23 protein-coding genes are annotated in these 24,425 nt (G+C 71.4%); 9 read left to right on the top strand and 14 right to left on the bottom strand.

Translation table 11 applies throughout. The features are described from left to right. The first annotated feature begins 84 nt into the window (after window positions 1–84). Window positions 85–1,473 carry an N-acetylmuramoyl-L-alanine amidase gene (locus GXP76_RS20680; RefSeq protein WP_242573051.1) on the top strand — a complete coding sequence of 463 codons (1,389 nt, stop codon included), beginning with the start codon at window positions 85–87 and terminating at the stop codon, window positions 1,471–1,473. A gap of 30 nt (window positions 1,474–1,503) precedes the next feature. On the opposite strand, the gene GXP76_RS20675 is transcribed toward GXP76_RS20680, so the two are convergent. The 10 genes from GXP76_RS20675 to GXP76_RS20630 form a co-directional block, all read right to left on the bottom strand. Beyond that, window positions 1,504–2,505 carry a helix-turn-helix domain-containing protein gene (locus GXP76_RS20675; protein ID WP_242573050.1) on the bottom strand — a complete coding sequence of 334 codons (1,002 nt, stop codon included), beginning with the start codon at window positions 2,503–2,505 and terminating at the stop codon, window positions 1,504–1,506. 94 nt (window positions 2,506–2,599) lie between these two features. After that, window positions 2,600–3,562: a terpene synthase family protein gene (locus tag GXP76_RS20670; RefSeq protein ID WP_242573049.1), complete on the bottom strand. Its 963-nt coding sequence runs from the start codon at window positions 3,560–3,562 to the stop codon at window positions 2,600–2,602. After that, a complete protein-coding gene (locus GXP76_RS20665) occupies window positions 3,559–4,917 on the bottom strand; it encodes a cytochrome P450 (RefSeq protein ID WP_242573048.1) in 1,359 nt (452 codons plus the stop codon). Before GXP76_RS20665 ends, GXP76_RS20670 begins: the two co-directional genes overlap by 4 nt. A gap of 9 nt (window positions 4,918–4,926) precedes the next feature. Continuing rightward, the gene (locus GXP76_RS20660; protein ID WP_242573047.1) at window positions 4,927–6,597 is read right to left on the bottom strand and encodes a prenyltransferase/squalene oxidase repeat-containing protein; all 1,671 of its coding nucleotides are present in this window, start codon (window positions 6,595–6,597) and stop codon (window positions 4,927–4,929) included. Next, window positions 6,594–7,676, bottom strand: coding sequence for a polyprenyl synthetase family protein (locus GXP76_RS20655; RefSeq protein WP_242573046.1), 1,083 nt, complete (start codon window positions 7,674–7,676; stop codon window positions 6,594–6,596). The genes GXP76_RS20660 and GXP76_RS20655 overlap by 4 nt, the downstream gene beginning before the upstream one ends. Before the next feature lie 149 nt (window positions 7,677–7,825). Continuing rightward, window positions 7,826–9,133: a cytochrome P450 gene (locus GXP76_RS20650; protein ID WP_242573045.1), complete on the bottom strand. Its 1,308-nt coding sequence runs from the start codon at window positions 9,131–9,133 to the stop codon at window positions 7,826–7,828. Next, window positions 9,130–9,711: an ATP/GTP-binding protein gene (locus tag GXP76_RS20645; protein WP_242573044.1), complete on the bottom strand. Its 582-nt coding sequence runs from the start codon at window positions 9,709–9,711 to the stop codon at window positions 9,130–9,132. The genes GXP76_RS20650 and GXP76_RS20645 overlap by 4 nt, the downstream gene beginning before the upstream one ends. Window positions 9,712–9,721: 10 nt before the next feature. After that, the gene (locus tag GXP76_RS20640) at window positions 9,722–10,105 is read right to left on the bottom strand and encodes a DUF742 domain-containing protein (protein WP_242573043.1); all 384 of its coding nucleotides are present in this window, start codon (window positions 10,103–10,105) and stop codon (window positions 9,722–9,724) included. Further along, complete coding sequence (locus GXP76_RS20635) at window positions 10,102–10,515, bottom strand: roadblock/LC7 domain-containing protein (RefSeq protein ID WP_164253421.1); 414 nt, start codon at window positions 10,513–10,515, stop codon at window positions 10,102–10,104. Before GXP76_RS20635 ends, GXP76_RS20640 begins: the two co-directional genes overlap by 4 nt. 2 nt (window positions 10,516–10,517) lie before the next feature. After that, entirely contained in the window at window positions 10,518–11,912 is a 1,395-nt protein-coding gene (locus tag GXP76_RS20630; protein WP_242573042.1) for an ATP-binding protein, read from the bottom strand. Window positions 11,913–12,258: 346 nt separating this feature from the next. On the opposite strand from GXP76_RS20630, the gene GXP76_RS20625 reads away from it, so the two are divergent. Next, entirely contained in the window at window positions 12,259–12,633 is a 375-nt protein-coding gene (locus tag GXP76_RS20625; protein ID WP_242573041.1) for a PPOX class F420-dependent oxidoreductase, read from the top strand. Here the strand turns inward: GXP76_RS20625 and GXP76_RS20620 are convergent. Continuing rightward, window positions 12,603–14,012, bottom strand: coding sequence for a DNA-3-methyladenine glycosylase 2 family protein (locus tag GXP76_RS20620; protein WP_242573052.1), 1,410 nt, complete (start codon window positions 14,010–14,012; stop codon window positions 12,603–12,605). The genes GXP76_RS20625 and GXP76_RS20620 overlap by 31 nt on opposite strands. A gap of 143 nt (window positions 14,013–14,155) precedes the next feature. Next, window positions 14,156–15,268: a ribosome small subunit-dependent GTPase A gene (gene rsgA / locus GXP76_RS20615; protein ID WP_242573040.1), complete on the bottom strand. Its 1,113-nt coding sequence runs from the start codon at window positions 15,266–15,268 to the stop codon at window positions 14,156–14,158. 404 nt (window positions 15,269–15,672) lie between these two features. Between rsgA and GXP76_RS20610 the strand changes: the two genes are divergently transcribed. Beyond that, complete coding sequence (locus tag GXP76_RS20610) at window positions 15,673–16,653, top strand: DUF748 domain-containing protein (RefSeq protein WP_242573039.1); 981 nt, start codon at window positions 15,673–15,675, stop codon at window positions 16,651–16,653. 57 nt (window positions 16,654–16,710) lie between these two features. Here GXP76_RS20610 and GXP76_RS20605 read toward each other — a convergent pair whose 3' ends face one another. Continuing rightward, window positions 16,711–17,256, bottom strand: a complete 546-nt coding sequence (locus GXP76_RS20605; protein WP_242573038.1) for a hypothetical protein — start codon at window positions 17,254–17,256, stop codon at window positions 16,711–16,713. A gap of 255 nt (window positions 17,257–17,511) precedes the next feature. Here GXP76_RS20605 and GXP76_RS20600 point away from each other — a divergent pair, with 255 nt between their 5' ends. From GXP76_RS20600 to GXP76_RS20575, 6 genes are all read left to right on the top strand, one after another. Then, entirely contained in the window at window positions 17,512–17,910 is a 399-nt protein-coding gene (locus tag GXP76_RS20600) for a helix-turn-helix domain-containing protein (RefSeq protein ID WP_242573037.1), read from the top strand. 118 nt (window positions 17,911–18,028) lie between these two features. Further along, on the top strand, window positions 18,029–18,439 hold the full coding sequence (locus GXP76_RS20595) for a VOC family protein (protein WP_242573036.1): 411 nt from the start codon (window positions 18,029–18,031) through the stop codon (window positions 18,437–18,439). 46 nt (window positions 18,440–18,485) lie between these two features. Beyond that, window positions 18,486–19,652 (top strand): aminopeptidase P family protein, encoded by a 1,167-nt coding sequence (locus GXP76_RS20590; RefSeq protein ID WP_242573035.1) that lies wholly within the window; start codon window positions 18,486–18,488, stop codon window positions 19,650–19,652. 96 nt (window positions 19,653–19,748) lie between these two features. Continuing rightward, a complete protein-coding gene (locus tag GXP76_RS20585; protein WP_242573034.1) occupies window positions 19,749–20,165 on the top strand; it encodes a hypothetical protein in 417 nt (138 codons plus the stop codon). Between the two features lie 292 nt (window positions 20,166–20,457). Beyond that, entirely contained in the window at window positions 20,458–21,609 is a 1,152-nt protein-coding gene (locus GXP76_RS20580) for a PLP-dependent cysteine synthase family protein (RefSeq protein ID WP_242573033.1), read from the top strand. Continuing rightward, window positions 21,606–22,946 (top strand): MFS transporter, encoded by a 1,341-nt coding sequence (locus GXP76_RS20575; protein ID WP_242573032.1) that lies wholly within the window; start codon window positions 21,606–21,608, stop codon window positions 22,944–22,946. The genes GXP76_RS20580 and GXP76_RS20575 overlap by 4 nt, the downstream gene beginning before the upstream one ends. A 60-nt stretch (window positions 22,947–23,006) precedes the next feature. Here the strand turns inward: GXP76_RS20575 and GXP76_RS20570 are convergent, their stop codons facing one another. Further along, window positions 23,007–24,302 (bottom strand): hypothetical protein, encoded by a 1,296-nt coding sequence (locus GXP76_RS20570; protein WP_242573031.1) that lies wholly within the window; start codon window positions 24,300–24,302, stop codon window positions 23,007–23,009. Between the last annotated feature and the right edge of the window lie 123 nt (window positions 24,303–24,425).

Genomic DNA, 24,425 nt, shown 5'->3' with positions numbered 1-24,425 from the left:
CCCCGCCTTACCCCCACTTGTGCGCAGGGTCGCCGACCCGCGCACCACTGAGCGGAGAGAAGACCGATGACCTTGATGACAGGCATGACAGGCATGAGACGCGGTCGGGCCGCGCTCCTCGGCACGGTGGTCGCCGCGTCGCTGGCCCTGGCCGGCCAGCCGGCGACGGCAGCGCCGTACCCCGGCGGCGGTCCCGTCGCCGAGACCGGCTCCGGCGCCATGAACACCGCGTTCTCGAAGGCCGCCGCCGAGTTCGACGTACCCCGTGACCTGCTCGTCGCCGTCGGATACGGCGAGACGCACCTCGACGGCCACGGCGGCAGGCCGAGTCAGGCGAACGGCTACGGTGTGATGCACCTGGTCAGCCAGCCGAAGCACAGGACGCTGGAGCGGGCCGCGAAGCTCACCGGCGAGTCCGTGGCGGAGCTCAAGAAGGACACCGCGGCCAACATCCGCGGTGGCGCCGCCGTCCTGCGCGCCGTCGCCGACGAGCAGGGGCTGGACGCCGCCGACCGCGACTCGCTCGCCGAGTGGTACCCGGTCGCCGCCGAGTACGGCGCGGCGGCGAACGACCGCACGGCACGGCTGTACGCGGACACCGCGTACGACCTGCTGAACAAGGGCCTGCGCGCACAGGCCGCCGGCAACGAGCAGATCCTCGTCAAGGCGCGCGAGGTGAAGCCCGACCGGGGCAGGTACGCGGGTATCGCCTCGGACTTCGGCGTACTGAGCGACGACTACGGGCCGGCGCTCTGGGTCCCGGCGAGCACGTCGAACTACCAGACCGGCCGTACGGCGGCGATCAACAAGGTGGTCGTCCATGTCACCCAGGGGTCGTACGCCGGCTCCATCAGCTGGTTCCAGAACCCGTCCTCGCAGGTCAGCGCGCACTATGTGATCCGCTCCTCGGACGGCCAGGTCACCCAGATGGTCCGCGACGCCAACACGGCCTGGCACGCGCGCTCCGCGAACGCCAGCTCCATCGGCATCGAGCACGAGGGCTTCGTCGCCGACCCGTCCTGGTTCACCGACTCGATGTACCGCTCGTCGGCCGCGCTGACCCGCCACCTCACCGCGAAGTACGGCATCCCGCGCACCCGCGCGGGCATCGTCGGCCACAGCGAGGTACCGGGCAACGACCACTCCGACCCCGGTGCGAACTGGAACTGGACGTACTACATGTCGCTGGTCAACGGCGGTTCGGGTGACCCGGGCCCCGGCCCCGGCACCTCGTTCCCGACGTGGGGCACCGGTGTGAGCATCCGTCAGGCGGCGTCGACCACCTCGGCGCAGGTGGCCAGTCTGGCGGGGCCGACATCGGTCAAGGTCCAGTGCCAGAAGCGCGGCGAGCTGGTCAACTACCAGGGGTACAGCAACGACGCCTGGTCGTACCTGCCGGACTACGGCGGCTACATCTCGAACATCTTCATCGACGTCTCGGACGCGTGGCTGCCGGGCGTGCCCAACTGCTAGACACCGGGCCGTAGTCGACGCACCACCGCCTCAGGGGGCGGGTCCGTCCAGCAGGGCCGTGCCCAGCTGGGTGCGGTGGTGCATCATCCGGTTGCCGTGCCGGCGCGAGGTGAGCAGACCCGCCTCGCGGAGTACGGATGCATGACGGCTCGCCGTCGAGGGAGCCATCCGCAGCGCGCCCGCCAGACCCGTCGTCGTCATCGGCCGGTCGAGCAGTTCGAGCAGCCGGGCGCGCGAGGTGCCGATCAGCTGGGCCACCGGTGGCGTCGCCTCACCCTGCCGGTGGCGCATCAGCCAGCCGGGCGCCGGGGAGAGCGGGTGGACCAGCACCGGGGGAAGCTCGTCGTCGACGAGAGCCAGTGGCGTCCCCACACAGAAGAAGGCCGGAATCAGCGTCAACGTCTGTCCGTACAGGTGGAGTTCACGGCTGACCGGGTACGGCGTGCGCAGGATGCCCTCCTCGCACCGCCAGCCGGGCATCGCCTCGTAACTGGCCACCAGCCCCTCCGCTCCCCCCTTCAGGGCCGCCTCGGCCCTACGGGAGCGGTCGGCCGCGGCCTGTGCGCGGATGGCGGGCAGATACGGCACCACGGCGACCGCGTAGTAGCGCCGCAGTGCCGATCCGAGCCAGCGCAGCGCCTCCACGTCGCCCTCGGACAGCCGCCGTACGGTGGCCGGGACCGGCCCGCGTCTGCGCGCGTAGAGTCGTGTGAGATCGGCGGCCAGGCGGCGACGGGGAGTCGACAGCAGCCGGTCCACACCGATGTCGAGGTCCAGCTCGCCGCGGCCGGGCGTGAGGAAGTCGGGGAAGTACTCGGCCGACGGGCACAGGACCATCAACTCCCTCACGGCGGAGGTGAGTCCGGCGCGTTCCAGGGCCGAGCGGACCTCGCGCCGCCAGGGCGCGAAGGCCGGCGGGACGTGCTGGTTCTGGAGCAGGTGCAGGCTGAGCGCGGCCTCCCACAGAGCGTCGGCTCCGTCCGCCACGCGCAGCCGGTTCAGCTCCCGTCCACGGAGATCGACTCGCAGCACGTTGGACTCCCCCGGAAAGCCTGTGCGTTTGGCCGGAGTGTAGCGGGACCGGGTCGCGCGGTGATCGCGGTCGTGCGCGACCCGGTCCGGGCGGCTAGACGCGATAGCGGGCGTGGTCGATGTGCCAGACGTACGAGGACGCGACGGACTTCAGGGCCCCCGCGTGAACGGCCAGCGGGCCCTGTCCGGCGGCCAGTTCGGCGATTCGGGCGGCGGCCACGGCGGCTTGCCGCTCGCACATGCGGGAGGCCAGCCGGAACGCCTCTTCGAGGTCGCACCCGTGCTCTCGCATCAGCAGTGACGGCAGGTTGAGCGTGGTCGGTCCGCCGTGGGCCGTCTCCTTCGCGTACGAGGCCAGGTCGTTGATCCAGCCGGCGAGGTCCGCGACGGCCGTCTCCAGTTCCCGGACCGGCTCCAACGACCGGTCCCGCTCCGGTAGTTCGTACCCGAGTGCGATCTCCGCCGTGACCATCAGCGTCCGCACGAAGACGGTGTGCGGACGCATCGCCCGGTAGTCGGCCATGGTGACGTGGTCGGGCCCGTCGATGTGGTGTGCCTCCCAGAGGATGGCCAGGAGGTTGTCCCGCAGGTGCCCGGTGAGCCGCAAGTACTGCGTGCCGGTGGCCCGTTGCCGGAACCTCGCCAGGAGGTCGGTCAGCGCGGCGCCGAAGACGCTCGGGCTGCCCGGTGGCTCGTCGTGGCCGGCGAGGAGGTGGACGCACTCACCGGCCGCGCGGACCAGGCGGGCCGGGTCGCGGGCCCCCGCGGCCTCACCGTGCGCGTCGTCGAACGCGGTGAGCCACAGGAAGAGGTCGGCGCAGAGCAGGAGTTCGCTCCGCCCGGCGGCCGGGAAGGTGCGGGCCATCCCCTGGCCGGTGATATTGGCCAGGGCGCCCAGTTTGCGCTCCGAGCCGACGAGCGGGAACGTCCGGAGCCACTCGGTGGCGTGCCGCTCGATGTCGTCGGCGTACGCGCTCGCCGGGAAGGGGCCGGGAAAGGAGCCCCGCAGGTCGGGCATCGGCAGGGCGGGCGCGCCGGTGCGGATCGCGCCGTTCACCGGGCGTTCCTCCCGACGCTGTGCCTTCTGAGTTCGGGCACCATCCGCAGGGACGAGGGGTGCGTGGAGATCGCTCCGACCGGGCGTACGGCGCCGGGGGTCGGCCGCAGCCGCCAGCGGGACGCGACCAGCGCGGTGATGACGACCGTCTCGGTCCAGGCGAACGCGTCCCCGATACACATGCGTTTGCCGGAGCCGAAGGGGATGAAGCCGCCCTTCGGTGGCTGGGGGCGCTCCGGGAGCCAGCGGTCGGGGTCGAAGCGCAGCGGATCGGGGTAGATGCCGGGATCCCGGTGCAGTGCGTAGGCGCTCCAGATCACGTCCGAACCGGCCGGCAGGGTGAACTCGCCGAGTCTCACGTCCGAGACGGCTTGCCGGGTCACGAGCCATGCGGGGCTGTACAGCCGCAGGGTCTCGCTGAGGAGCATGCGGGTGTAGACGAGGCGGGGAATGCGCTCGGCGGTGAGCGGACCCTCGGCGAGCACGGAGTCGACCTCTTCGTGGAGCCGGCGCTCCATCTCCGGGTTGCGGCCCAGTTCGTGGAAGAGCCAGGCGAGGACGACCGCGGTGGTCTCGGAGCCCGCCGCGAGCAGTGCGACGATCTCGGAGAGGATCTCGTCGTCGGGCAGCGTCGCGCCGGTGTCGTCCTGTGCGGTCAGGAGCAGCGACACGATGTCGTCGTACGTGTGGGGGTGTGCGCGGTGTTCCGTGATGATGTCGGCGACCGCGGTGCGTAGCGCGGTACTGGCGGCCTCGGCCCTCCGGTTGCGCCGGGTGGGCAGTCGTTCCAGGGCGGAGATGGGCAACAGGGCACGCCGCAGGGCGGTCTTGAAGACGGTGTCGACGCTGTCGAGGATCGTGTGGGCGGGTTCCCGCCGGGGCGCCGCGGAGAACAGGGCCGACATGACGACGCCCTGCGCCATGAGCTGCATCTCGGTCTTCACGTCGAGCGGGGTTCCGCCGTCCCAGCCCGCGACGTACGGCTCCACCGCTTCTCGCATGGTGTCGACATAGCCGGCGACCTGCTGGCGGTGGAAGGCGGGCTGCATCAGACGGCGCCGACGCAGGTGCGGCTTGCCTTCCGCGACGGGCAGTGCGTCCTTGCCGAAGAGTTTGAGCTTCTCGAAGAGCAGCCCTTTGGTGAATTCGTCGGCCTGGCTGGTGAGCATCCTGTGCATCAGCTCGGGCGAGTTGACCACGGTCAGCGTCTTGGGGCCGACGGCGACGCGGACGACGGGGCCGTGCTCGCGCAGGCGCTGGACGAAGGCGAGGCGGTCCCTGATCAGGGGTACGGCGTGTCCGATGAGCGGCAGCTTCCCCGGCGCCATCGGCGGAACGATCATGTCGGTCGTCATGCGTCCGTCCTACCTTTCCGCGTCTGTGGGTGTGTTCCGCCCGTTCAGGCCGTGACGTGTCCTCAGCAGCTCCCGCGCGGCGAGGACTTCGGCCTCGATCATGGCGCCGGGCGCGTACAGGGTCTTGTCGTGCCACAGTGCGGGGTGGTGGCCGGAGCCGGCTCCCTCGTGCAGATACGTCTCGGCGCGGTCGAGTGCGCGGTCCAGGGCGCGGTCCAGGGCGGGGGCGTGCCCCGGCCGCGGGTCGGCCGCCGACAGCAGGATCCGCGCGGCGTACGCGGTCTCTTCCGTGGTGCCGCCCCATATCCCCCAGGAGCCGTCGTCACGCTGGGTGTCGATGGTCCAGGCCACGGCGGTCTCGACGGCCGGGGCCGCCCGGTCTCCGCCGTGGCGCGAGAGCGCGGCCACACACCGCGCGGTGGCGTAGTAGGGCGAGGCGTGCCATTTGTCGGGCCAGGGGCCTTCGGGACGCTGCTGTCCGACGAGCCAGTCGCTCAGCTTCTCCGTCCGGGGTCCGTAGGTGTGCCGCGCCCCGGGGTGACGGCGCAGATAGCTGCCGAGCGCCTGGAGCGCGTGCGCGTTCGCGGTGACCGATCCGGTGTCCTCGCCTATGTAGCAGTCGTAGTGGCTGCCGTTGTGGAACAGGTCGAGCGGATCGGGAGTGTGGTCGTCCAGGCCGACCAGTGAGGACACCAGGACGGCCATGGCGGTGTCGTCGGCGTCCGTCATGAGTCCGGGGGCGCCGCGCACTCCGCGGGGGTCGTAGAGGTCGGTCGCCCATTCGCGGACGGTGGGCACGGCGGCGGCCGGCAGATGGGCGCCGGCCAGCGCGGCGGCGACCCACAGGCGCTCGAAGACGAGGATCGGAGCGGCCTCCGGGAAGAGACCCGAGTAGCGCCGCGCCACGGCTTCGAGGGCGGCGACGGTTGCGGCCGGGGGCTCCTGCGAGGCGGCGGCCCGGGCGGCGGTGGCGGCCGGTGAACTGCCCAGCAGGTCCGGCCCGTCGGGTATGAGAGCGCCCGGTATGCAGCCGGCCACGCCTTCGAACGTGTGGTGCAGCTTGACGGGGAGGCCACCCGCCGAGGCGTACCGTTTCGCCACGTACGCGGGCACGGCCCGGTCATAGCCTCCGGGGAGCGCGGGCGCGGGCCCCGGACGCCAGTCGCCGGCGGACGGTGGCGGGTCGTCGCCGATGAGGGTGAGCTGCTCGTGGATCTTCGCGACCAGGCTGGGGACGAGGATTTCGGCCGCGGCGGTGTCGGGCCACGGTCCTGCCGAGGGCAGTGCGCGCAGTGCGGCGAGGCCGCTGTCGACCGCCGTGGTGAGCCGCCGTGCCGTCTCCTCGGACGTGCCGCCCCGGCGCAGTACGGCCACTGCCGCTTCCACGCCGCTGAGCGTCGGCAGCAGCCGGTAGCGTTCCGGTCCTTCGCCCCAACTCCCGTCGGGCGCCTGTTCGTTCAGCACATACGCGATCCTGCGCGGTTCCCCGGACAGCCAGGGGGCGGCCGAGATGACCCGGGCCGTCTCATACAGTGAGGGGCGGACGCTGCCCCACGGATCCTGGTCTATGCTCGCCACCAGTCGGGCGGCCTCTTCGGTGTAGGTCGCGTTCACGACCGTGTCGTTCATGGACTTGTTCGACCTCACGGTTGCGGTGACGGGGGTCGGGCGGGCGGTCATGTCTGTCGCTCCGTGGCGGCCAGGGCGATCCGGCGCAGCTGGTCGGTGGCCTCTTGCGGAAAGGGCGCCTTGTCCAGCGCGGCGAGCGCCGCGTCCCGGCGGGCGGAGATCTTCTCCTCGACGGTCTGCCGGGCGCCGGTGGAGTCCAGGATGGTCCGGATCTCGGCGGCCTGGTCCTCGTCGAGGTCGCTTCGGCCGACGAGACGGCGCAAGGTTCTGCGCTCGGTGGACGACGCTCGCTGGACGGCGAGCGCCATCAGTACGGTGGCCTTGCCCTCGCGCAGATCGTCCAGTACCGGTTTGCCGGTCTCGGCGGGATCGCCGAACACTCCGAGCAGGTCGTCGCGCAGCTGAAACGCTTCTCCTAGGGGGATGCCGAACGCGGTGCAGGCGTCGAGCACGGACGGCGAGGCTCCGGCCACCGCGGCTCCTATGTGCAGGGGGCGTTCCACGGTGTATTTGGCGGTCTTGTAGCGGATGACGTGCAGGGCCGTTTCGACGTCGCCGGTCAGCCGGCCGGTGGTCTGGAGGTCGAGGAGCTGGCCGTACATGACTTCGCTGCGCATCTCGGCCACCAGCGGCAGCACCTGGGCGAGTCTGCTCGGGTCGAGGCCCGCCGTGTGGAGGAATTCGTCGGACCACACGAGTGCCAGGTCTCCGAGAAGAACGGCGGCGCCCAGCCCGTGTGCGGCGGCGCGGCCGTGGGGGCCGCCGTTGTCGGTGTACGCGGCGGCCAGCGCGCGGTGTGCGGAGGGCTGACCGCGGCGGACGTCGCTGTCGTCCATCACGTCGTCGTGCACGAGGGCGAACACCTGGAAGAGTTCGAGGCTCGCGGCCGCGCGGATGGCGGCCGTCATCTCCCCGTCCCCTCCGGCTGCCTGCCATCCGTAGACGCACAGCACGGACCGAAGGCGTTTCCCGCCGGTGAGGAACCCGCGCAAGGTCGAGGTCAGATAGAGCAGTTCGTCTCCCGGCGCGGCTTCGTCCTTGGCGTCGAGGAATCTGGTCAGGGCCGCACTCACCTTGTGCCGTACGGACATCAGGTCCGGCGGACTGGTTACGGGACGTGTGGTTGCCATCGGTGGTTGATCCCCTTTCGGTCGAGAACCGTCACATGGTGGTTCCGTTCGGGCAGAGGACGCGGCCAGGACACCGCTTTCCCGCAGGTGTCACGGTGGTGCGGGTCATTGGCCGACGGCACCACCGCGACACGGCATGGGAGGGCAGGCTAGGAAGTCGTCACCGACATACGGTCGCCTGCCGTCGAGGACGCCCCGGTGGCTGTCGCCGGGCCGGTGGAGCCGCGGCTCCAGGGAGTGATGCCCTTGGCGTCGGGGGTCAGCGGAGTGAACCGGGCGGGAAGCGACGTGAGCGTCCGGTGGACGGGTCCGTCGCGATAGGTCAACTGATCGGACGCTACGGCCAGTTCGATGTCCGGCAGGTAGCTGGCGAGCCGTTCGATCGCGGCGGTCGCGATCAGCAGGGCGAGATCACGTGCGGGACAGGCGTGCGGCCCGGCGGCGAACGCCAGGTGCGCCTTGGTTCCCGAGCGGTAGCCGTCGGCCGGCACCCCCGAGTGGGGGCAGGTGTTGGCCGCCGCGTACGAGACCATGACCGGGGAGGCGGCGGGGATGCGCGTGCCTTCGAAGGTGACGTCCTCCTTGGGGAAGTGGAAGCTGTAGTTGGCGAGCGGCGAGTCGTGCCACAGCGCCTCGTCGATGGCGTGCTGGACGGGCAGGCTTCCGGTGGTGAGCGTGCCGAAGTAGCGGTCGTCGCTCAGCATCCGGACGCAGGTGTTCGCGATGAGGTTGGCCGTCGGCTCGTTCCCCGCGCCGAAGATGATGATGATCTGGTTCATCACCTCTTCCGGGTTCAGCCCGTTGGGGTGGTCGATGAACCAGGAGGTCAGATCATGGCCGCGCTTCGCGGCCTTGGTCTGGTAGAGGGTCTGCAGATAGCCGCCGAACACCTGCGCGCCGAACGCCTTGCGTTCCGGATCGGTGTCCATCATGGCCGCGAGTGCCCCCACGAGCCGGGGACCGTGGTCGTCCTCCATGCCGAACAGGGCGTTGAACACCATCAACGGCAACTGCTGGGCGTACTGGCTGACGAGGTCGACCGTCCCGGTGTCCGCGAAGTCCTGAAGGAGCTTGTCGGCGAAACGGAACGTCACGACACGGACGTCGTTGGGGTCGAGGAGAGCGAAGCTGTCGGTGATCACCTTGCGCAGATGCGCGTGCTCCTCACCGTCGGCGAAGAGGAGACTGGGCCGCCACTCCACCAGGGGTCTGATCGGGCTGCTCTCCGGTACCTGGGGAAGCCACTTGCGGCTGTCCTTGGTCCAGGTCTCGGTGTCCTGAAGGAGCTTGAGCGCCGCCTGGTAGTCGGTGACCAGGTGGACGAGGACACCGGGAGAGATCTCGGCGACGCCCACCGGCCCCTGGCGGCGCAGCAGTTCATAGCTGCGCTGAGGATCGGCGGCGTGTTCGGGCCCGTGCAGGGGCACAGCGGTGGCGTCCGGTGGTGTGATACTCACGAGGCTCCGACTCCGGCCGACGATATGGAATGGGCGGTCAGTGCGATGAGCGCGCTGAGACTGCTGTTCATCTCGCGGGCATCACAGGTGACGAGTGGGGTGTCCGGGGCGAGGTCGAGCTTCTTGCGAACGATCTCCAAGTCGTAGCCAGGTGAGTCAGGGAAGGTATTGACTGCCACGGCGTACGGCAAACCGCGCTCCTCGATAAGATCCATCACTTCGAAGGACTCGTCGAGGCGCCGGGTGTCCACCAGGACGAGCGCGCCGAGGGCCCCGAAGGCGATGCCCTCCCACAGGGGAAGGAACCTCCGCTGCCCGGGAGTTCCGTACAGGTACAGGACGATCCGGTCGCCGGGCAGGGTCATACGGCCGAAGTCGATGGCGACCGTGGTGGTCTTCTTGTCCCGCAGACCGACCAGGCTGACGTCGTCGGCGTCGGCCGCCGCGTCCGTCATGACCTCGTCGGTGTGCAGGGTGGGGATCTGCGAAAGCGTCTTGATCGCGGTCGTCTTGCCGACGCCGAGGGGACCCGCGACAAGGATCTTGACCCTCTGGTGCTCCCCCTCAGGGAGGTACACGGGACGCGGGCTAGGCGACACGGAGGGATTGGAGTCCACTCAGCACCTCTTCCATGAGTTGCATCGACGGCCGTCCGGCGCGTGAGGGGGCGAGAGCTTCGGGGATCGGCACGCTGGCGTTTAACAGACCGTCACTGACGAGTTGCTCGGCGAGCATCAGCCCGACGCTGGCCGGCAGCGCGAGGTACGCGGCTATCTCGACGGCGGTGAGGGAACCGTCCGTCACCAGCTCGACGACACGGCGGTGCACCGTCGTGTGGTACGAGGAGAACGGATGGCCGCTGGCACGCAGGGCCGTCAGCGTGTCGAGGGTGGTCGGCAACGGGGCACCGCCGCCGCCTCCGGTCGCCAGATAAGCCGGAAGCAGCCGCCGTTGATGCTGACCGCGGCTCATGACGCGCCGTCATGGGTACGCGCCGACACAGACATGTGCTGCTCCCCCAGCTTCTTCGCCTGACGGGCCATCATGTGGACGACCACACCCATGTGCATCGAATCGTCGCCCGCGGCGGCGATCAGGGTGTTGGCACCGGCCGGCATGACCATGTAAGTGCCCTCGGCCACCTTCACCGTGACGGTCTCGATGGGGGTGTCCGCCGCGGCCCCCAGCGCCGGTATGACGGCGGCCCGGGAAGCGGCGTGCAGTGCGGAGGTCATCGCGGCCACTCCGTCCGCGTCGTCGGCCGAGAGGTTCTCGGACCTGGCCTGAACCATCCCGTCGAGGGTCATCAGCAGGGCGTGGTGGACACCTGGGATCTCGGTGATGGGGGCCAGGTACCAGGTCTCGTTTTCGCCGTGGGGCATGGTCACTGCGTTTCCTCCAAATCGGTGCCGGTTCGGCCGCTGTCAAGGCCGTCCTGGAATTCACTCCAGGCTTTGAGGGACCGCTCCGGGTCCGGGGCTCGGTACGTGGGAGCGGCGACCCCTCCGGCGGGTGCCGCGGGGCCGCGGCGGCGACGCTGTGGCAGACCGTCCGCACTGTCCGGTGCGGGAGTTCGCGGCCTCTCCTCGCCGGCCGTGGTTTCGGGGACCGCGGAGGGCCGCCTCTCCGCCTTCGGCGCGACGGCCGCCTGGGGCGACATGGCAGAAGGGGGCTCGGCTTCCTCGTCGATCGAGGCGAGCAGGTTCGGGGGAATGGTCACCACAGCGCGCACCCCGCCATAGGGAGACGAATGGTCGATGGAGACATGAAAGCCGTAGTCGGCGACGAGACGGCCGATGGCGGCGAAACCCTGGGACGGCGGGTCGCCGAGCTCGGTGAGCATGACGTCCTGCGTGTCGGCCGAGACCAGCCGCGCACCGCGCGAGGCCGCTTCCGCGGTCATCCCCTTGCCGGCGTCGTCGACCGTGATGCAGACGTTGCCGTTGCCGCTCTGGATCAGACCGACATCCACCGCGAGGTCGTCACGCGAGTGCTCCAGGGCGTTGGCCATGAGCTCCGCGCAGGCCACGGCGACGGGCTCGGCGGCTCGGCCGACGATCCCGACGTTGGTGGCTATCCGTGAGTTGATCTTGATGCGGTCGAAACCGCGGAGCCGGGAGGAGGCGCCCGTCACGATCTCGGCGACGTAGGTGTCCTTGCGGACGTGCCCCGGCCACGCGCCGCACACGATGGCGGTGCGCTGGATGAGGCGCAGGTTCTGCTCGTTGAGATGGTCGGCGGCGAGCATCCTGTGCGTCAGGTGCCGCGATCCGGTGAACTCCCTCTGGAGGGCGTCGAGTTCCGACTGAAGCCGGTACGACAGCGCCTGCGAGTCCTGGCTCGCGCCGCGCAGGGCCGCCCTGGCGGCGGCGTCGACGCGACGGCGCTCCTTCAGGACCATCTCCGAGACCCGGGTGATCACGGAGTCGAAGAGTTCCGCGTCCTCGGGCCCCGCCTCCCCTCCGTGAAGCAGCCCGGGTACCGGGTGGTGCGAGCTGATCAGATGGAGCGGGACGGCCGGAAGCCGGGTGGAGACGAGGTGGCCCACCTCGTCGCGGAACCGCTTCTCGCGGGCTTCGGCTTCCCGCGTACGGGAATCGGCGAAGCGGGTGCGGGATTCGGCTTCCCGCGTGCGGGATTCGGCGCTCTTGAGCGCCGCGTCCATTTCTCTGCACCGTCGCGTCTGTTTGCGACGGGAGAGCGCCAGCAGCAGTGCGACGGCGGCCATGACCACGGTCACGGCGCCGAGCGCAAGGGCGGGTTCTGAGGGAGAGGTCACGGAAAAAGGGTCCTAGGGGTTCGAGGCCGGGAACGGGCGAGCGCACCGGTGACTTCCGCCATCAAGTGCCGCCGCATCTCGGTGAGCGATCATGCCAAAGCTTTGCCAGTTTAGGGGAGTTGAACTCCGGCCACAGCGCTAGTGAGCAGGCCGTGATGATCATGAAGGGAAGAAATAGGGCCAGGTGGGGAGCAACCGCTGCACCCCGGCCGCGCGCATTCCGCTTTTCCGGCGGGACCTCGCCGTCCGGCCGGCCGCGGACCGGCGCGAGCGCGTCCGGCGCCCCGGGAAACCGGCGGGAGGCTCAGGGACGGCAGGTGCGCGAAGGGCGTGTGAGGCTGGAGTCATGACCGAATTCAGCGAGGCCGAGCGCGCGTACCTCTCCTCCCAGCGGCTGGGCCGGCTGGCCACCGTCGACACCAAGGGCCAGCCGCAGGCCAACCCGGTGGGTTTCTTCCCGCAGGCGGACGGCACGATCCTGGTCGGCGGATACGCGCTGGGCACCACCAAGAAGTGGCGGAATCTGCGGTCCAACCCCCGGGTGGCGCTGGTGGTGGACGACATCGTCAGCCTCAAGCCGTGGAAGGTGCGGGGCGTGGACATCCGGGGTGAGGCCGAACTGCTCACCGGACCGCACGACTTGGGGCCGCATTTCAGCGAGGAACTGATCCGCATCCATCCACAAAAGATTCACAGCTGGGGGCTGGAGGAGACCGGCTGATCGCGGAGGCCGGGCGGTGCCAGGCTCAGGTGCCGAACCGCGTACGAACGCCACGGCCGCCACGCCGCGTGACCGGATTCCCCGTCCGGTGCCACATCGGGATCCCCCAGACCCCGCATCCGGATCAGCGCCGCCGTCCGGGCGCTCACCCCGGGCACGGTGAGCAGCGACCGCTCGGCCTCCTCGCGGCTCGCCCCGGTGTCGAGCCGTACGGTGCCGTCCGCGAGGGCGGTGGCGAGCCGACCGGCCACCGGGTCGTCCACGAGGGCGGCCGGTACGGGAAAGAGCCGGGTGAGGGTTCCGCACGGGCGCTCGACCGGTTCCCCGTACGCCGCGACGAGCCGCCGCGCCCCGGCCGGGCCCAGGTGGACGCGGAGCGCGTACTCCTCGGGGTCGGCGGTGCCCGGCGCCCGCAGTCCGGGGCGGGCCGCGACGAGGGGCGCGAGGAGCGGGTCGGCGCCCAGGCGTTCGTCCACGGCGTACGGATCGGCGTCGAGGTCGAGCAGGCGCCGCAGCCGATGGACGGCGGTGGTGAGGTCGCGCAGGTCCGTGAGGTGGATCCGCGCCTCCAGCCATCGGGGGCGCGCGGCGCCGGTGGAGGGCGGCGCCTCGTCCACCGAGACGACTCCGGGGCCGTGCGGCAGGCGCAGCGTACGCCGGTAGGTACGGGCGCCCGGCCGGCCGGTCACCTCCTCGACCGAGGGCAGCGCCTCGTCGGCGAGCAGGTCGAACATGGCGTGCGCCGCGTAGGGGCCCCGGTGGGCGAGCCGCAGCGGGACACCGGCGAGTGCGGGCGCGGCGGTGGCCGCCCGCGCTCCCCCGGTGCCGGACTCGGCGCGAAGGCCGCTCGGCGTGCGGGCGTAGATCTGCCGGATCGTGTCGTTGAACTGCCGCACGCTCGCGAAGCCGGCGGCGAAGGCGATCTCCGTGACCGGCAGGACGGTGGTCTGGAGCAGCGTCCGCGCGGTGTGCGCGCGCTGCGCGCGGGCGAGGGCGACGGGTCCGGCGCCGAGTTCGGCGGTGAGCTGGCGCTGGACCTGCCGGGCGCTGTAGCCGAGCCGCCCCGCCAGTCCGGGCACGCCCTCGCGGTCCACAACCCCGTCGCCGATCATGCGCATGGCGCGGCCGACGACATCGGCCCGTACGTTCCACTCCGCCGACCCGGGCACGGCGTCGGGCCTGCACCGGCGGCAGGCGCGGAAGCCGTTGCCCTGGGCCGCGGCGGCGGTGGGGTAGAAGCGGACGTTCGCGCGCTTCGGGGTGACCGCGGGGCAGCTCGGCCGGCAGTAGATGCCGGTGGTCTCGACGGCGAAGAAGAACGCGCCGTCGAACCGCGCGTCGCGGCTGGCCACCGCCTCGTACCTGGTCTCCTCGTCCATCACACCGCCCAGTGTGCGCCGCCCCCGACGGTGGCACTCGCGGGATTCGGACAGGGAGGCCGGACAGGCACTGGGACACGGAGGTGGGAGGGCCGGGCTTCCGGTCGGAGCCCGGCCCCCGCGAACGCGGCTACCGGCCGCGCCTACCGGATACGTCCCCGCTTGGCCTCCATCGCCGCGCGGCCCTCCGCGCCCTTGAGCCGCCAGTCGCGCCGGATCTCGGCCCGCAGCCGGGCGTCGGTCTTGGCGACGATGCGCTGGTTCTCCCGCAGCAGCTTGCGGTAGCTCTCCAGCCGCCGCTCGGGCAGCGAGCCGTCCTCCAGCGCGGCGAGCACGGCGCAACCGGGCTCGCTGCCGTGGGCGCAGTCGTGGAACCTGCACTCCTCGGCCAGTTCCTCGATCTCGGCGAACACCTGCCCCACGCCCTGCCCGGCGTCCCACAGCCCGACGCCCCGGAGTCCCGGTGTGTCGATGAGTACGCCCCCGCCGGGCAGCACGAGGAGATTGCGGGTGGTCGTGGTGTGCCGGCCCTTGCCGTCGACGTCACGGGTGGCCTGGACCTCCATGACGTCCTCGCCGAGCAGGGCGTTGGCGAGGGTCGACTTGCCGGCGCCCGAGACGCCGAGGAGCACGCTCGTACTCCCGGAGACGACGGCGGACAGTACGTCGACGCCCTCCCCCGTCGCCGCGCTGACGGGCAGGACCTGCACGCCGGGCGCCGTGGTCTCGACGTCGTCGACGAGATACGACAGTCCGGTCGGGTCCGGTACGAGGTCGGCCTTGGTCAGTACGACGAGCGGTTGCGCGCCGCTCTCCCAGGCCAGGGCGAGGAACCGCTCGATGCGCCCGAGGTCGAGTTCGACCGCGAGCGGGACCGCGATGATCGCGTGGTCGACGTTGGCCGCGAGGATCTGCCCCTCGGAGCGTTTGGACGAGGTGGAGCGCACGAAGGCGGTACGGCGCGGCAGCAGCGTCCGTACGTACCGCGGATCACCGCCGGGGTCGACGGCGACCCAGTCACCGGTGCACACGACCTTCATCGGGTCGCGCGGGACGACGAACTCGGTGTCGGCCCGTACCGTGCCGCCGGGCGTGACGACATCGCACAGGCCCCGGTCGACGCGGACGACGCGGCCCGGCAGCAGGCCCTGCGCGGCGTACGGGGTGAACTCCGTCTCCCAGCCCTCGTCCCAGCCGTACGGGGCGAGCGGATGCGATGCGGAGGATGCCTCGGAGGAGGCGGGAGGGAGAGACAACGGGAAACCCTTCACAAGGGCGGTCCCGGCACGCGCGCCGACGGGGCGCGGAGAAGGAGAAGGTCAGCCGGAGACCACAGAGGTGACATGAACGATCAGCTGAATGCGGGCAACGCCCGGCACAGAGACAGTCATCGGTACACACCTCCTGGAACGGACACGGCTGACGGGACCCGGCCGGTCCGCCGGGAACACGAGGGAACTTAGCGGCTCCCCCGCCGGGTGCGCCAGCGATTTAACGCGTCGCCGCCGAGCCGCCGCCAACAGGGCGGGAGGCCCGACCCATACATACCTCCCCCTGGTATGCCCCAAAGAGCGGGATCCGACTTGACTGCATACCCCTGGAGGGTATGTTGAAGGGGTCGGCCGCCGCTGCGGAGTGGCCCCTCATGAAGGAGACCCCGATGAACACGGGACTCAGGATCACCGCCTTCGCCGCCGCGATCGCCGCGACGTTCGGCACCGCGTACGGAGTCGGCGCGAGCATCGGCCCCGTCGTCGCCGAGAAGCCACCCGCGGCGCACGACGAACACACGGACACCGAGACGGAGACGGGCGGGGAGGAGGGCGGCGAGAAGGCTGCGGCGGGCGGGCTGCAGATCTCCGACGGTGGCTACACGCTCGCGCTCGACACACCTCGCGTGGCGGCCGGAAAACCGGCCGACCTGCGTTTCTCCGTCAAGGACGAGCGCGGACGCAGCCTCACCTCGTACGCACGCGAGCACGGCAAGGAGCTGCATTTCATCGTCGCCTCAAGGGATCTGACGGTCTACCGGCATCTGCACCCGACCCGCGCGGCCGACGGCACCTGGAGCGTCGCCGCCACGCTCCCGGCGGCCGGCGGCTACCGGGCCTTCGCCGACTTCAAGCCCGCCGGGAAGGGCGCGGCGGGCATCACGCTCGGCACCGACCTGGCCGTCTCCGGGAAGTCCGAGCCCGCCGCGCTCCCGCCCGTGCGCGCCACCGCCGAGGTCGACGGCTACCGGGTCACCCTCGACGGCGCCCTCACCCCCGGCAAGGCGCGCGAACTGACGCTGTCCGTCAGCAGGAACGGCCGGCCCGTCACGGACCTCCAGCCCTACCTCGGGGCGTACGGCCACCTCGTCGCGCTGCGCGCCGGGGACCTCGCCTACCTGCACGTCCACCCCAACGGCGAGCCGGACGACGGCGTCACCGAGCCGGGTCCGGAGGTGTCCTTCACCGCCACGGCGCCGAGTGCGGGCGCGTACCGGCTCTTCCTCGACTTCCGGCACGAGGGCGAGGTCCGCACCGCCGCGTTCACCGTCGACGTACCGGTCACGGGTGCCGACACCGGTACCGGCACCGGGGAGAAGCCGTCCGCGGAGCCCCGGGAGAGCGAGGAGAGCCCGGGGCACGGGCACTGATTCCCTGGGCGTACGGAGCGGCGGGACCGGCCGGCGCCACCCCGCCACGAGCGTCGCTCAGGGCGTCCAGCGCGGGACCTGGTCGTCCGGGGTGTGCGGGCTCACGAAGTGGAAGGGCACGGCGAGATGGTCGGCCAGGGCGCGGCCCACGCGCTCGGCCGCCGTCGCCGACGGGTGGAGCGGCCCCGGGTCGACATCCCCGAGGTGCCGCAAGGCCGTACTCCGGTAGATCGTGGCCAGCCGCAGCTCGCTGGCGGGATCGGCGGTCACGGCCAGCAGATCCACGAACCAGTCGTGGACGGTGTCCCCGTCCCACACGGCCTCGATCACCACGACGCGTCCGGCGGCGCCGGCGGCGCGCGCGGCCAGGGACTCCAGGTCGAGCGGGCTCTCGGGCGTACGGGCGATCCGGTCGCCGTGCAGGAGATACCGCTCGTGCACCACGAGCTGGGCGTCCACGAGCCCCAGCCCACGGGCCCGGCCGGCTTCGAAGACGGCCCGTACGGCCCGCATGCGGGCGTCCTGGAGGACGTACCCGTCGACCTGTTCGCGGACTCCGGCCGGCAGCAGGTCCCACCAGTCGGCCGCTGCGATGTCAGTCATGCGGCGTCAGCTCCTCCGTGCGGATCTGTACCGGTGCCGGGGATCCGGGCGGGTCCGCGGACGGCTGCGGAAGCCCGCCGGACGCGCCCACTGTACGCACGGCCCCACCGCCGTCCGCCGGCGTCTTTGCACCGCGTCCACCCCCGTCCGTCCAAGCTAGGACCGCCCCCTCGCGGCGGCCAGCCGAGCGTCCGTCCCCGGATGTGGCGGCACACCGCTCCGAGGCAGGTGGGCGGCCCGTGGTCTGATGGATGCGTGGGCCGTGACGTGGAAGAGACCAATCGCCGCATGCTCCGGGTGCGGGACGCGATGGACCGCGACTACGCGCAGCCGCTGGACGTCCCGGCGCTGGCCAGGATCGCGCATGTCTCGCAGGCGCACTTCACGCGGACCTTCCGGGCCACGTTCGGCGAGACGCCGCACCGGTATCTTCAGCGGCGCCGGGTCGAGCGCGCGATGTTCCTGCTGCGGGAGACCGACCGCAGCGTGACGGACATCTGCTACGAGGTCGGCTTCGGCAGCCCGGCGACGTTCAGCCGCACGTTCCACGAGATCGTCGGCCGTCCGCCGAGGACGTACCGCAAGGAGGCGCCGCGCGCGGCCGGCGCCGTACCGGCGTGCTTCACGAGGGCGTGGACGCGGCCGAGCGCCTGACCGTCCCCGCTCTCCGCTCCCCCGCACACCGCGCGCCCGCACGCCGCCATGGGCGCCACGCGCGGACTGAGCAGTTCTGGACAAGTTTCCGTCCGGCGTGCCCCGTAACGTGAAACACATGTTCACCGCGATCACACACTCACAGATCTACGTCCTGGACCAGGACTCGGCGCTCGACTTCTACGTCGGCACACTCGGACTGGAGGTCAACACCGACGTCGACCTGGGCTTCATGCGCTGGCTGACCGTCAACGTCCCCGGCCATCCGGACCGCCAGGTCCTGCTGGAGAAGCCCGGCGCTCCGGCGATGTCGGAGGAGACGGCGCGCGAGGTCCGCGAACTGCTGACCAAGGGCGCGACGGGCGGCTCGCTCATCTTCAGCACGGAGGACTGCCGCAAGACGTACGAGACGCTGCTGGCCCGTGGCGTCGAGTTCACGCAGGAGCCCACCGAGCGCCCGTACGGCATCGACTGCGGACTGCGCGACCCCTTCGGCAACAACATCCGCTTCACCCAGCCCACGTCGTAGAGCGGTCCCGCCTTCCCGCGGCCCGCGACGGCGGCAGGATGGGCGTATGACTGGCAGCGACGCGACTTCCGCGCACCCGACCGCCGGGGCCCCCGCGGCCCCGGCCCCCTTCACCGCAGACGACTACCGCGCGCGCATGGACCGCGCCGTGCGGGACGCCACCGCCGCCGGGCTGGCCGGCGTGCTGGTGGCGCCCGGTCCCGACATGGTCTGGCTCACCGGCTACCGGCCGCCCGCCGACACCGAGCGGCTGACCCTGCTGGTACTCACCCCCGACGCCGGCCCCGTCCTCGTCGTCCCCAAACTGGAGGCGCCCGACGCGGAGAAGGCCGTCGGCGCGCCCGCGCTGACCCTGCGCGACTGGACCGACGGCGTCGACCCGTACGGCGTGACCGCGCCCTCGCTCGCCGCCACCGGCCGCTACGGCATCAGCGACAACACCTGGGCCCTGCATCTCATCGGCCTCCAGGAGGCCCTGCCCGGCACCTCCTACACCCCGCTGACGAACGCGCTGCCGATGCTGCGCGCCGTCAAGGACACCCGCGAGGTGGAGCGGCTCGCCCTGGCGGGCGCGGCGGCCGACGCCGCCTACGAGGAGATCAAGAAGGTGCCGTTCGCGGGCCGCAGGGAGACCGACGTCGCCGCGGACCTCGCGGAACTGCTGCGCGCCTTCGGCCACTCCCAGGTCGACTTCACCGTCGTCGGCTCCGGACCCAACGGCGCCAACCCCCACCACGAGGCCGGTGAACGCGTCATCGGCGACGGTGACATGGTCGTGCTCGACTTCGGCGGGCTGTGCCACGGCTACGGCTCCGACACCTCCCGCACCGTGCACGTCGGCGAACCCACCGAGGAGGAGCGGCGGGTCCACGACCTCGTGCGGGCGGCTCAGGAGGCCGCCTGCGAGGCGGTACGGCCCGGCATCGCCTGCCAGGACGTGGACCGGGTGGCCCGCGCCGTGATCGACGACGGCGGGTACGGGGAGTACTTCATCCACCGCACCGGGCACGGCATCGGCGTCACCACCCACGAGCCGCCCTACATGGTCGAGGGCGAGGAGCTGCCGCTCGTCCCGGGCATGTGCTTCTCCGTGGAGCCGGGCATCTATCTGCCGGGTCGCTTCGGTGTGCGGATCGAGGACATCGTGACGGTCACCGAGACCGGCGGCCGGCGGCTCAACGCCACCGGCCGGGGGATGGCCGTCGTCGGCTGACGGCGCCACCGACTGAATTGTCCGGCCGTTTTCACGATCGAAGTCCGCAATGGCGCCACTCGCGCACCACACACGAAGTGACGCTACGATCACGGTATGTTCACGGCCTTCCGGATTTCACGCGCGCGACGGGCCCGCCGGCAATTGGCGGGCCCGTCGCGGGCGTTCTGGCTGGCCGTACTTCTTCTGGCGCTGCTCTATACGCACGGCGTCAACGGTCACAACGCCGCCACCCACGCGTCCCCCGTCGTCGCGGTGACCTCGGCCGCGTCGGGCGATTTCGGTAATCACGACACCGCGCCCTGTCACCACGACGGGGACGAGGCGGAGCACGGATCGGAGAGCTGCGCGTCCGGTCAGCCGCAGTACCGCGCCGACCTGCCCGCCCGTGGCACGACGCCCCTCCACGTCGCGGAACTGACGCGGCTTCACCCTTCCGCTTCCACCGCGACGGCCGAAGCCTTCCCCCCCTCGTGCGCCGAACAGAGAGACCCGGGAATTCTGCGGGTGTAGAACGCCCCTTCGAATCGGTCACTCCTTTTTCGAACGCGCGATCGCCGAGCACGCGACTTCCACACGCGCGATTTCCGAATTCGCGACGCGTGATCGAGCCGCTTTACGCCGACCGATCGTCGCGCGACCGATCCGGCCGCTTTCCGCTGCCCGTTCAGCCGCGATCACCGCTCATATGCGAACACATTCACGGACGCCCTTTCACGCGTGCCTCTTTTCACGCGCCCATGTGATTTCGCGTGCGCCGCGACGGGCCCTCTCGTTTTCCCGCACTCCGAACGAAAGCGAACCCATGCGCCACCAGACCCCCACCGCTCCGCCCCGCACCCTCACCCCGCCGGCCGCCCACAGCCCCTCCGGGCTGGTGGGCAACACCCCGCTCCTGCGTGTGCACGAGCCCTTCGCTCCGGCCGGGCGCGGCTTCTGGGCGAAGCTGGAAGGCTTCAACCCCGGCGGCATCAAGGACCGCCCCGGGCTCTACATGGTCGAACGGGCCCGCGCCCGTGGCGAGTTGCTGCCCGGCGGCCGGATCATCGAGTCGACCAGCGGCACCCTGGGGCTGGGACTCGCCCTCGCCGGCATGGTCCACGGCCACCCCGTCACCCTGGTCACCGACCCCGGCCTCGAACCGCCGATGACCCGGCTGCTGACCGCCTACGGCGCCCGGGTCGACATCGTCCCGGAGCCGCACCCCACCGGCGGCTGGCAGCGGGCCCGCCGCGAACGCGTGGCCCGACTGCTGGAGCTGCACCCCGGTTCCTGGTGCCCCGACCAGTACAACAACCCCGACAACACGGCCGCCTACACCCCGCTCGCCCTCGAACTCGCCTCCCAGCTCGGGCACATCGACGTCCTGGTGTGCAGCGTGGGCACCGGCGGCCACTCCGCCGGGATCTCACGGGTGCTGCGCCAGCTCTATCCGGAGCTGCGGGTGGTCGGCGTGGACTCCGTCGGGTCGACGATCTTCGGGCAGCCGGCCAGGCCCCGGCTGATGCGCGGCCTCGGATCGAGCATCCATCCGCGCAACGTCGCGTACGAGAACTTCCACGAGGTGCACTGGGTCGCGCCGTCCGAGGCGGTGTGGACCTGCCGCCGGCTCGCCGCGTCCCACTACGCCACCGGCGGCTGGAGCGTCGGCGCCGTCGCCCTGGTGGCCGGCTGGCTGGCCAGGACCGGTTCCCCGGACCGCCGGATCGCCGCCGTCTTCCCGGACGGGCCCCAGCGCTATCTCGGCACGGTGTACGACGACGACTACTGCGCCGCGCACGGGCTGCTGGACGCGGCGCCCCCGGCCGAACCGGAGGTGGTGGGGTGCCCCGACGAGAAGGAGGTCGGCCGGTGGACCCGGTGCGCCGAGGTCGCCGACCCCCTGGCCCCGGGCCGCGCGACCGGCACCGACGTGGCCGACAGGACCGTCGACTCCCCTGCGGAGGTGGTCCGGTGAAGGGGCTGATCCGGCAGACGCGTTCCCACGAGCGCGGCGTCCAGTTGCTGATGGTCAATCAGTTCACCATCAATCTGGGCTTCTACATGCTGATGCCGTACCTGGCCGCCCATCTGTCCGGCACCCTCGGGCTGGCCGGCTGGCTGGTCGGATTCGTCCTGGGGGTAAGGAACTTCAGCCAGCAGGGGATGTTCCTGGTCGGCGGGACACTGGCCGACCGGTACGGCTACAAGCCGCTCATCGTCGCCGGGTGCGTACTGCGCACGGCGGGCTTCGCGACGCTCGGCCTGGTGGACTCGCTGCCCGCGCTGCTCGCGGCCTCGGCGGCCACCGGATTCGCGGGCGCGCTGTTCAACCCGGCGGTCCGGGCGTATCTCGCGGCGGACGCCGGAGAGCGGCGGGTGGAGGCGTTCGCGCTGTTCAACGTCTACTACCAGGCCGGTGTCCTGCTCGGTCCGCTGGTGGGCATGGTGCTGACGGGCGTCGACTTCAGGATCACCTGCCTCACCTCGGCCGGGATCTTCGCCCTGCTGAGCGTCGTCCAGATCCGGGCGCTCCCGGCCCGGCGCGGGGCCGACAGCGAGGGCGCCGGCGAAGGCGGCGGCAGGAACGCAGGCAAGGGGGGCGGGCGGGCGAGCGTGGCGGCCCAGTGGCGCTCGGTGTCGGCCAACCGGCCGTTCCTGCTCTTCTCGGCGGCGATGACAGGCTCGTACGTGCTGACCTTCCAGGTGTATCTGGCGCTCCCCCTGGAGGTACGACGGGTGGGCGGCGACGGGGAGTTCGGGACGGTGGCCGTCGCACTGCTCTTCGCCGTCTCCGGGCTCGCCACCATCCTGTTCCAGACCAGGGTGACCGCCTGGTGCGCGGCACGTATGGAGCCGGGACAGGCGCTCACCCGGGGGCTGGCCGTGATGGGCGGCGCGTTCCTGCCGCTCCTGGCGGCCACCGCGCTCCCCCTGCCGGACGGCGGGATCGGCCGGTGGGCCATGGCGGCCGTTCCGCCGGCGCTCGCCGCGCTGCTGCTCGCGCTGGGCACGATGATCGTGTACCCCTTCGAGATGGACACCATCGTCCGGCTCTCCGGTGACCGCCTCGTCGCCACCCATTACGGGCTCTACAACACCATCTGCGGCATCGGCATCACACTCGGGAACCTGCTGACCGGCGCGGCACTCGACGCGGCCCGGAAGGCGGGGGTCTCCGCGCTCCCCTGGGTCGCGCTGTTCGCGCTGGGCGCGGCCTGCGCGGCGGCCCTCGGCGCACTGCACCGCGGCGGACGGCTCGCGGCGCCGGCCGCACCCGGCGCCAGGCCGGAAGCCGCACCGGCGACGGGGTGAACCGTGTCGGGGCACCGGGACCGGACCACGGTCGGTGCCGGTCCCGGTGCCCCGGCCGGTTCAGCAGTTCGGTACGCCCGGCAGCCAGGACTCCACCACGTCGATGAAGATGTTGGAGATGTAGCCACCGAACGACGGCAGGTACGACCAGCCGTCATTGGTGATGCCGTCCACGGTGATCCGCTGGCCGTGGACCTGGCACTTGACGTTGACCGTGGTGGGGCCGGCCAGACGCGCCACCTCGGGTGAGGCGGTGGTCGCCTGCTGACGTATCCGGACGTCCGTGCCCCAGGTGGGGAAGGACTTGCCCGTCTGGTCGCCGGTCCACAGGTAGGTGACGTTCACCCAGCCGTTGTCGTTCAGACCGACGTTGTAGAAGGTGCCGTCGGCGAGATCGATACCGGCCGGGTTGAGGACAGTACGGCCCGAGCCGTCCTTCCCACCGTTGTAACCGGTCTCGTACGCGGCCTGCGCCTCGGGCATGCCCTGCGCCAGATCCTTGAACATCTCCCGGGTCGGGGAGGGGTTCCAGTAGTCGTCCTTGGTGTTCCACGGCCCCACGTCCCACACCGGCGCGGTCTCGCAGCGAGCGGGGCCGCAGACCTGCACGGAGTACTGGCCGCTGCCGTTGGGCGACAGACCGCGCCGCGAGGGCAGCGCCACGAAGTGGTCGTTGGGCTGGATGACATGGCCGTTGGCGGTCGTGTGGCCGACAAGTCCCTCGCGGGTCGCGAAGACCCGGGCGGTGACGGCGGTCGCACCCGCCGAGGTACGAGGCGCGGCCCCCTTCTCGGCGGTCAGCCGCAGGCTCCGGACGCGCGCCTCTCCCTCCGTGTCCCAGAGGGTGATCCGGGCCTGGACGGTGGTGACGGCGCGAGGCAGGAGCGCCGTGGTCCCGTCGGCCGTGCCCTGGTCGGCCGCGCCTCGTGCGCCCGCCGGTACCCACTCGGTCCAGGCGCCCCCCGCCGAGCGGCCCCGCACGTCGACGACCACCTCGGCGTCGGTGCCCCCGGGCAGGTCGGCGACGAGTTCGGCGCTGACCCGGTTGACGGGGGCGTCGAGCGTCTCGGGGGCGAGCACCTGGGTGCCGTAGCCGCGCCCGGTCTCCGCCGACGCCGGACGGAAGGCGGTGTCCCGGACGCTCAACGCGCCCTTCGCGTAACGGACGTTGACGTCGTCCGGTGTGACGCCCGTCAGATCCGCCGACCAGGAGACCGGTGCGGGTTCTACGCGCGTGGATTTTTGGCCGTCGGCCGCCCCGGCGGATGGCGTGGCGGCGGCCACGCCCGCGCAGGCGAGCAGGGACAGGGCCGCGGCGGCCCTGCGCCGGTAGGGGGATCTCGCTCGGTCGCTCATGCCGGTCTCCTCCTGTGGGGGATGGAACCCGGCACACGCTAGTGAGGGTGTCATGTAACCAACAAGGGTCCAGCAGTGGAGAGATCTCCATACGCACAGGGGTTCTGAGCCGCCGTCAGGCGT

Source organism: Streptomyces sp. NP-1717 (assembly GCF_022695985.1).
In the GTDB taxonomy this organism is placed as follows: Bacteria; Actinomycetota; Actinomycetes; order Streptomycetales; family Streptomycetaceae; genus Streptomyces.
Note: the sequence above shows the minus strand (reverse complement) of the source record. Positions and strands in the feature narration are given on the sequence as shown.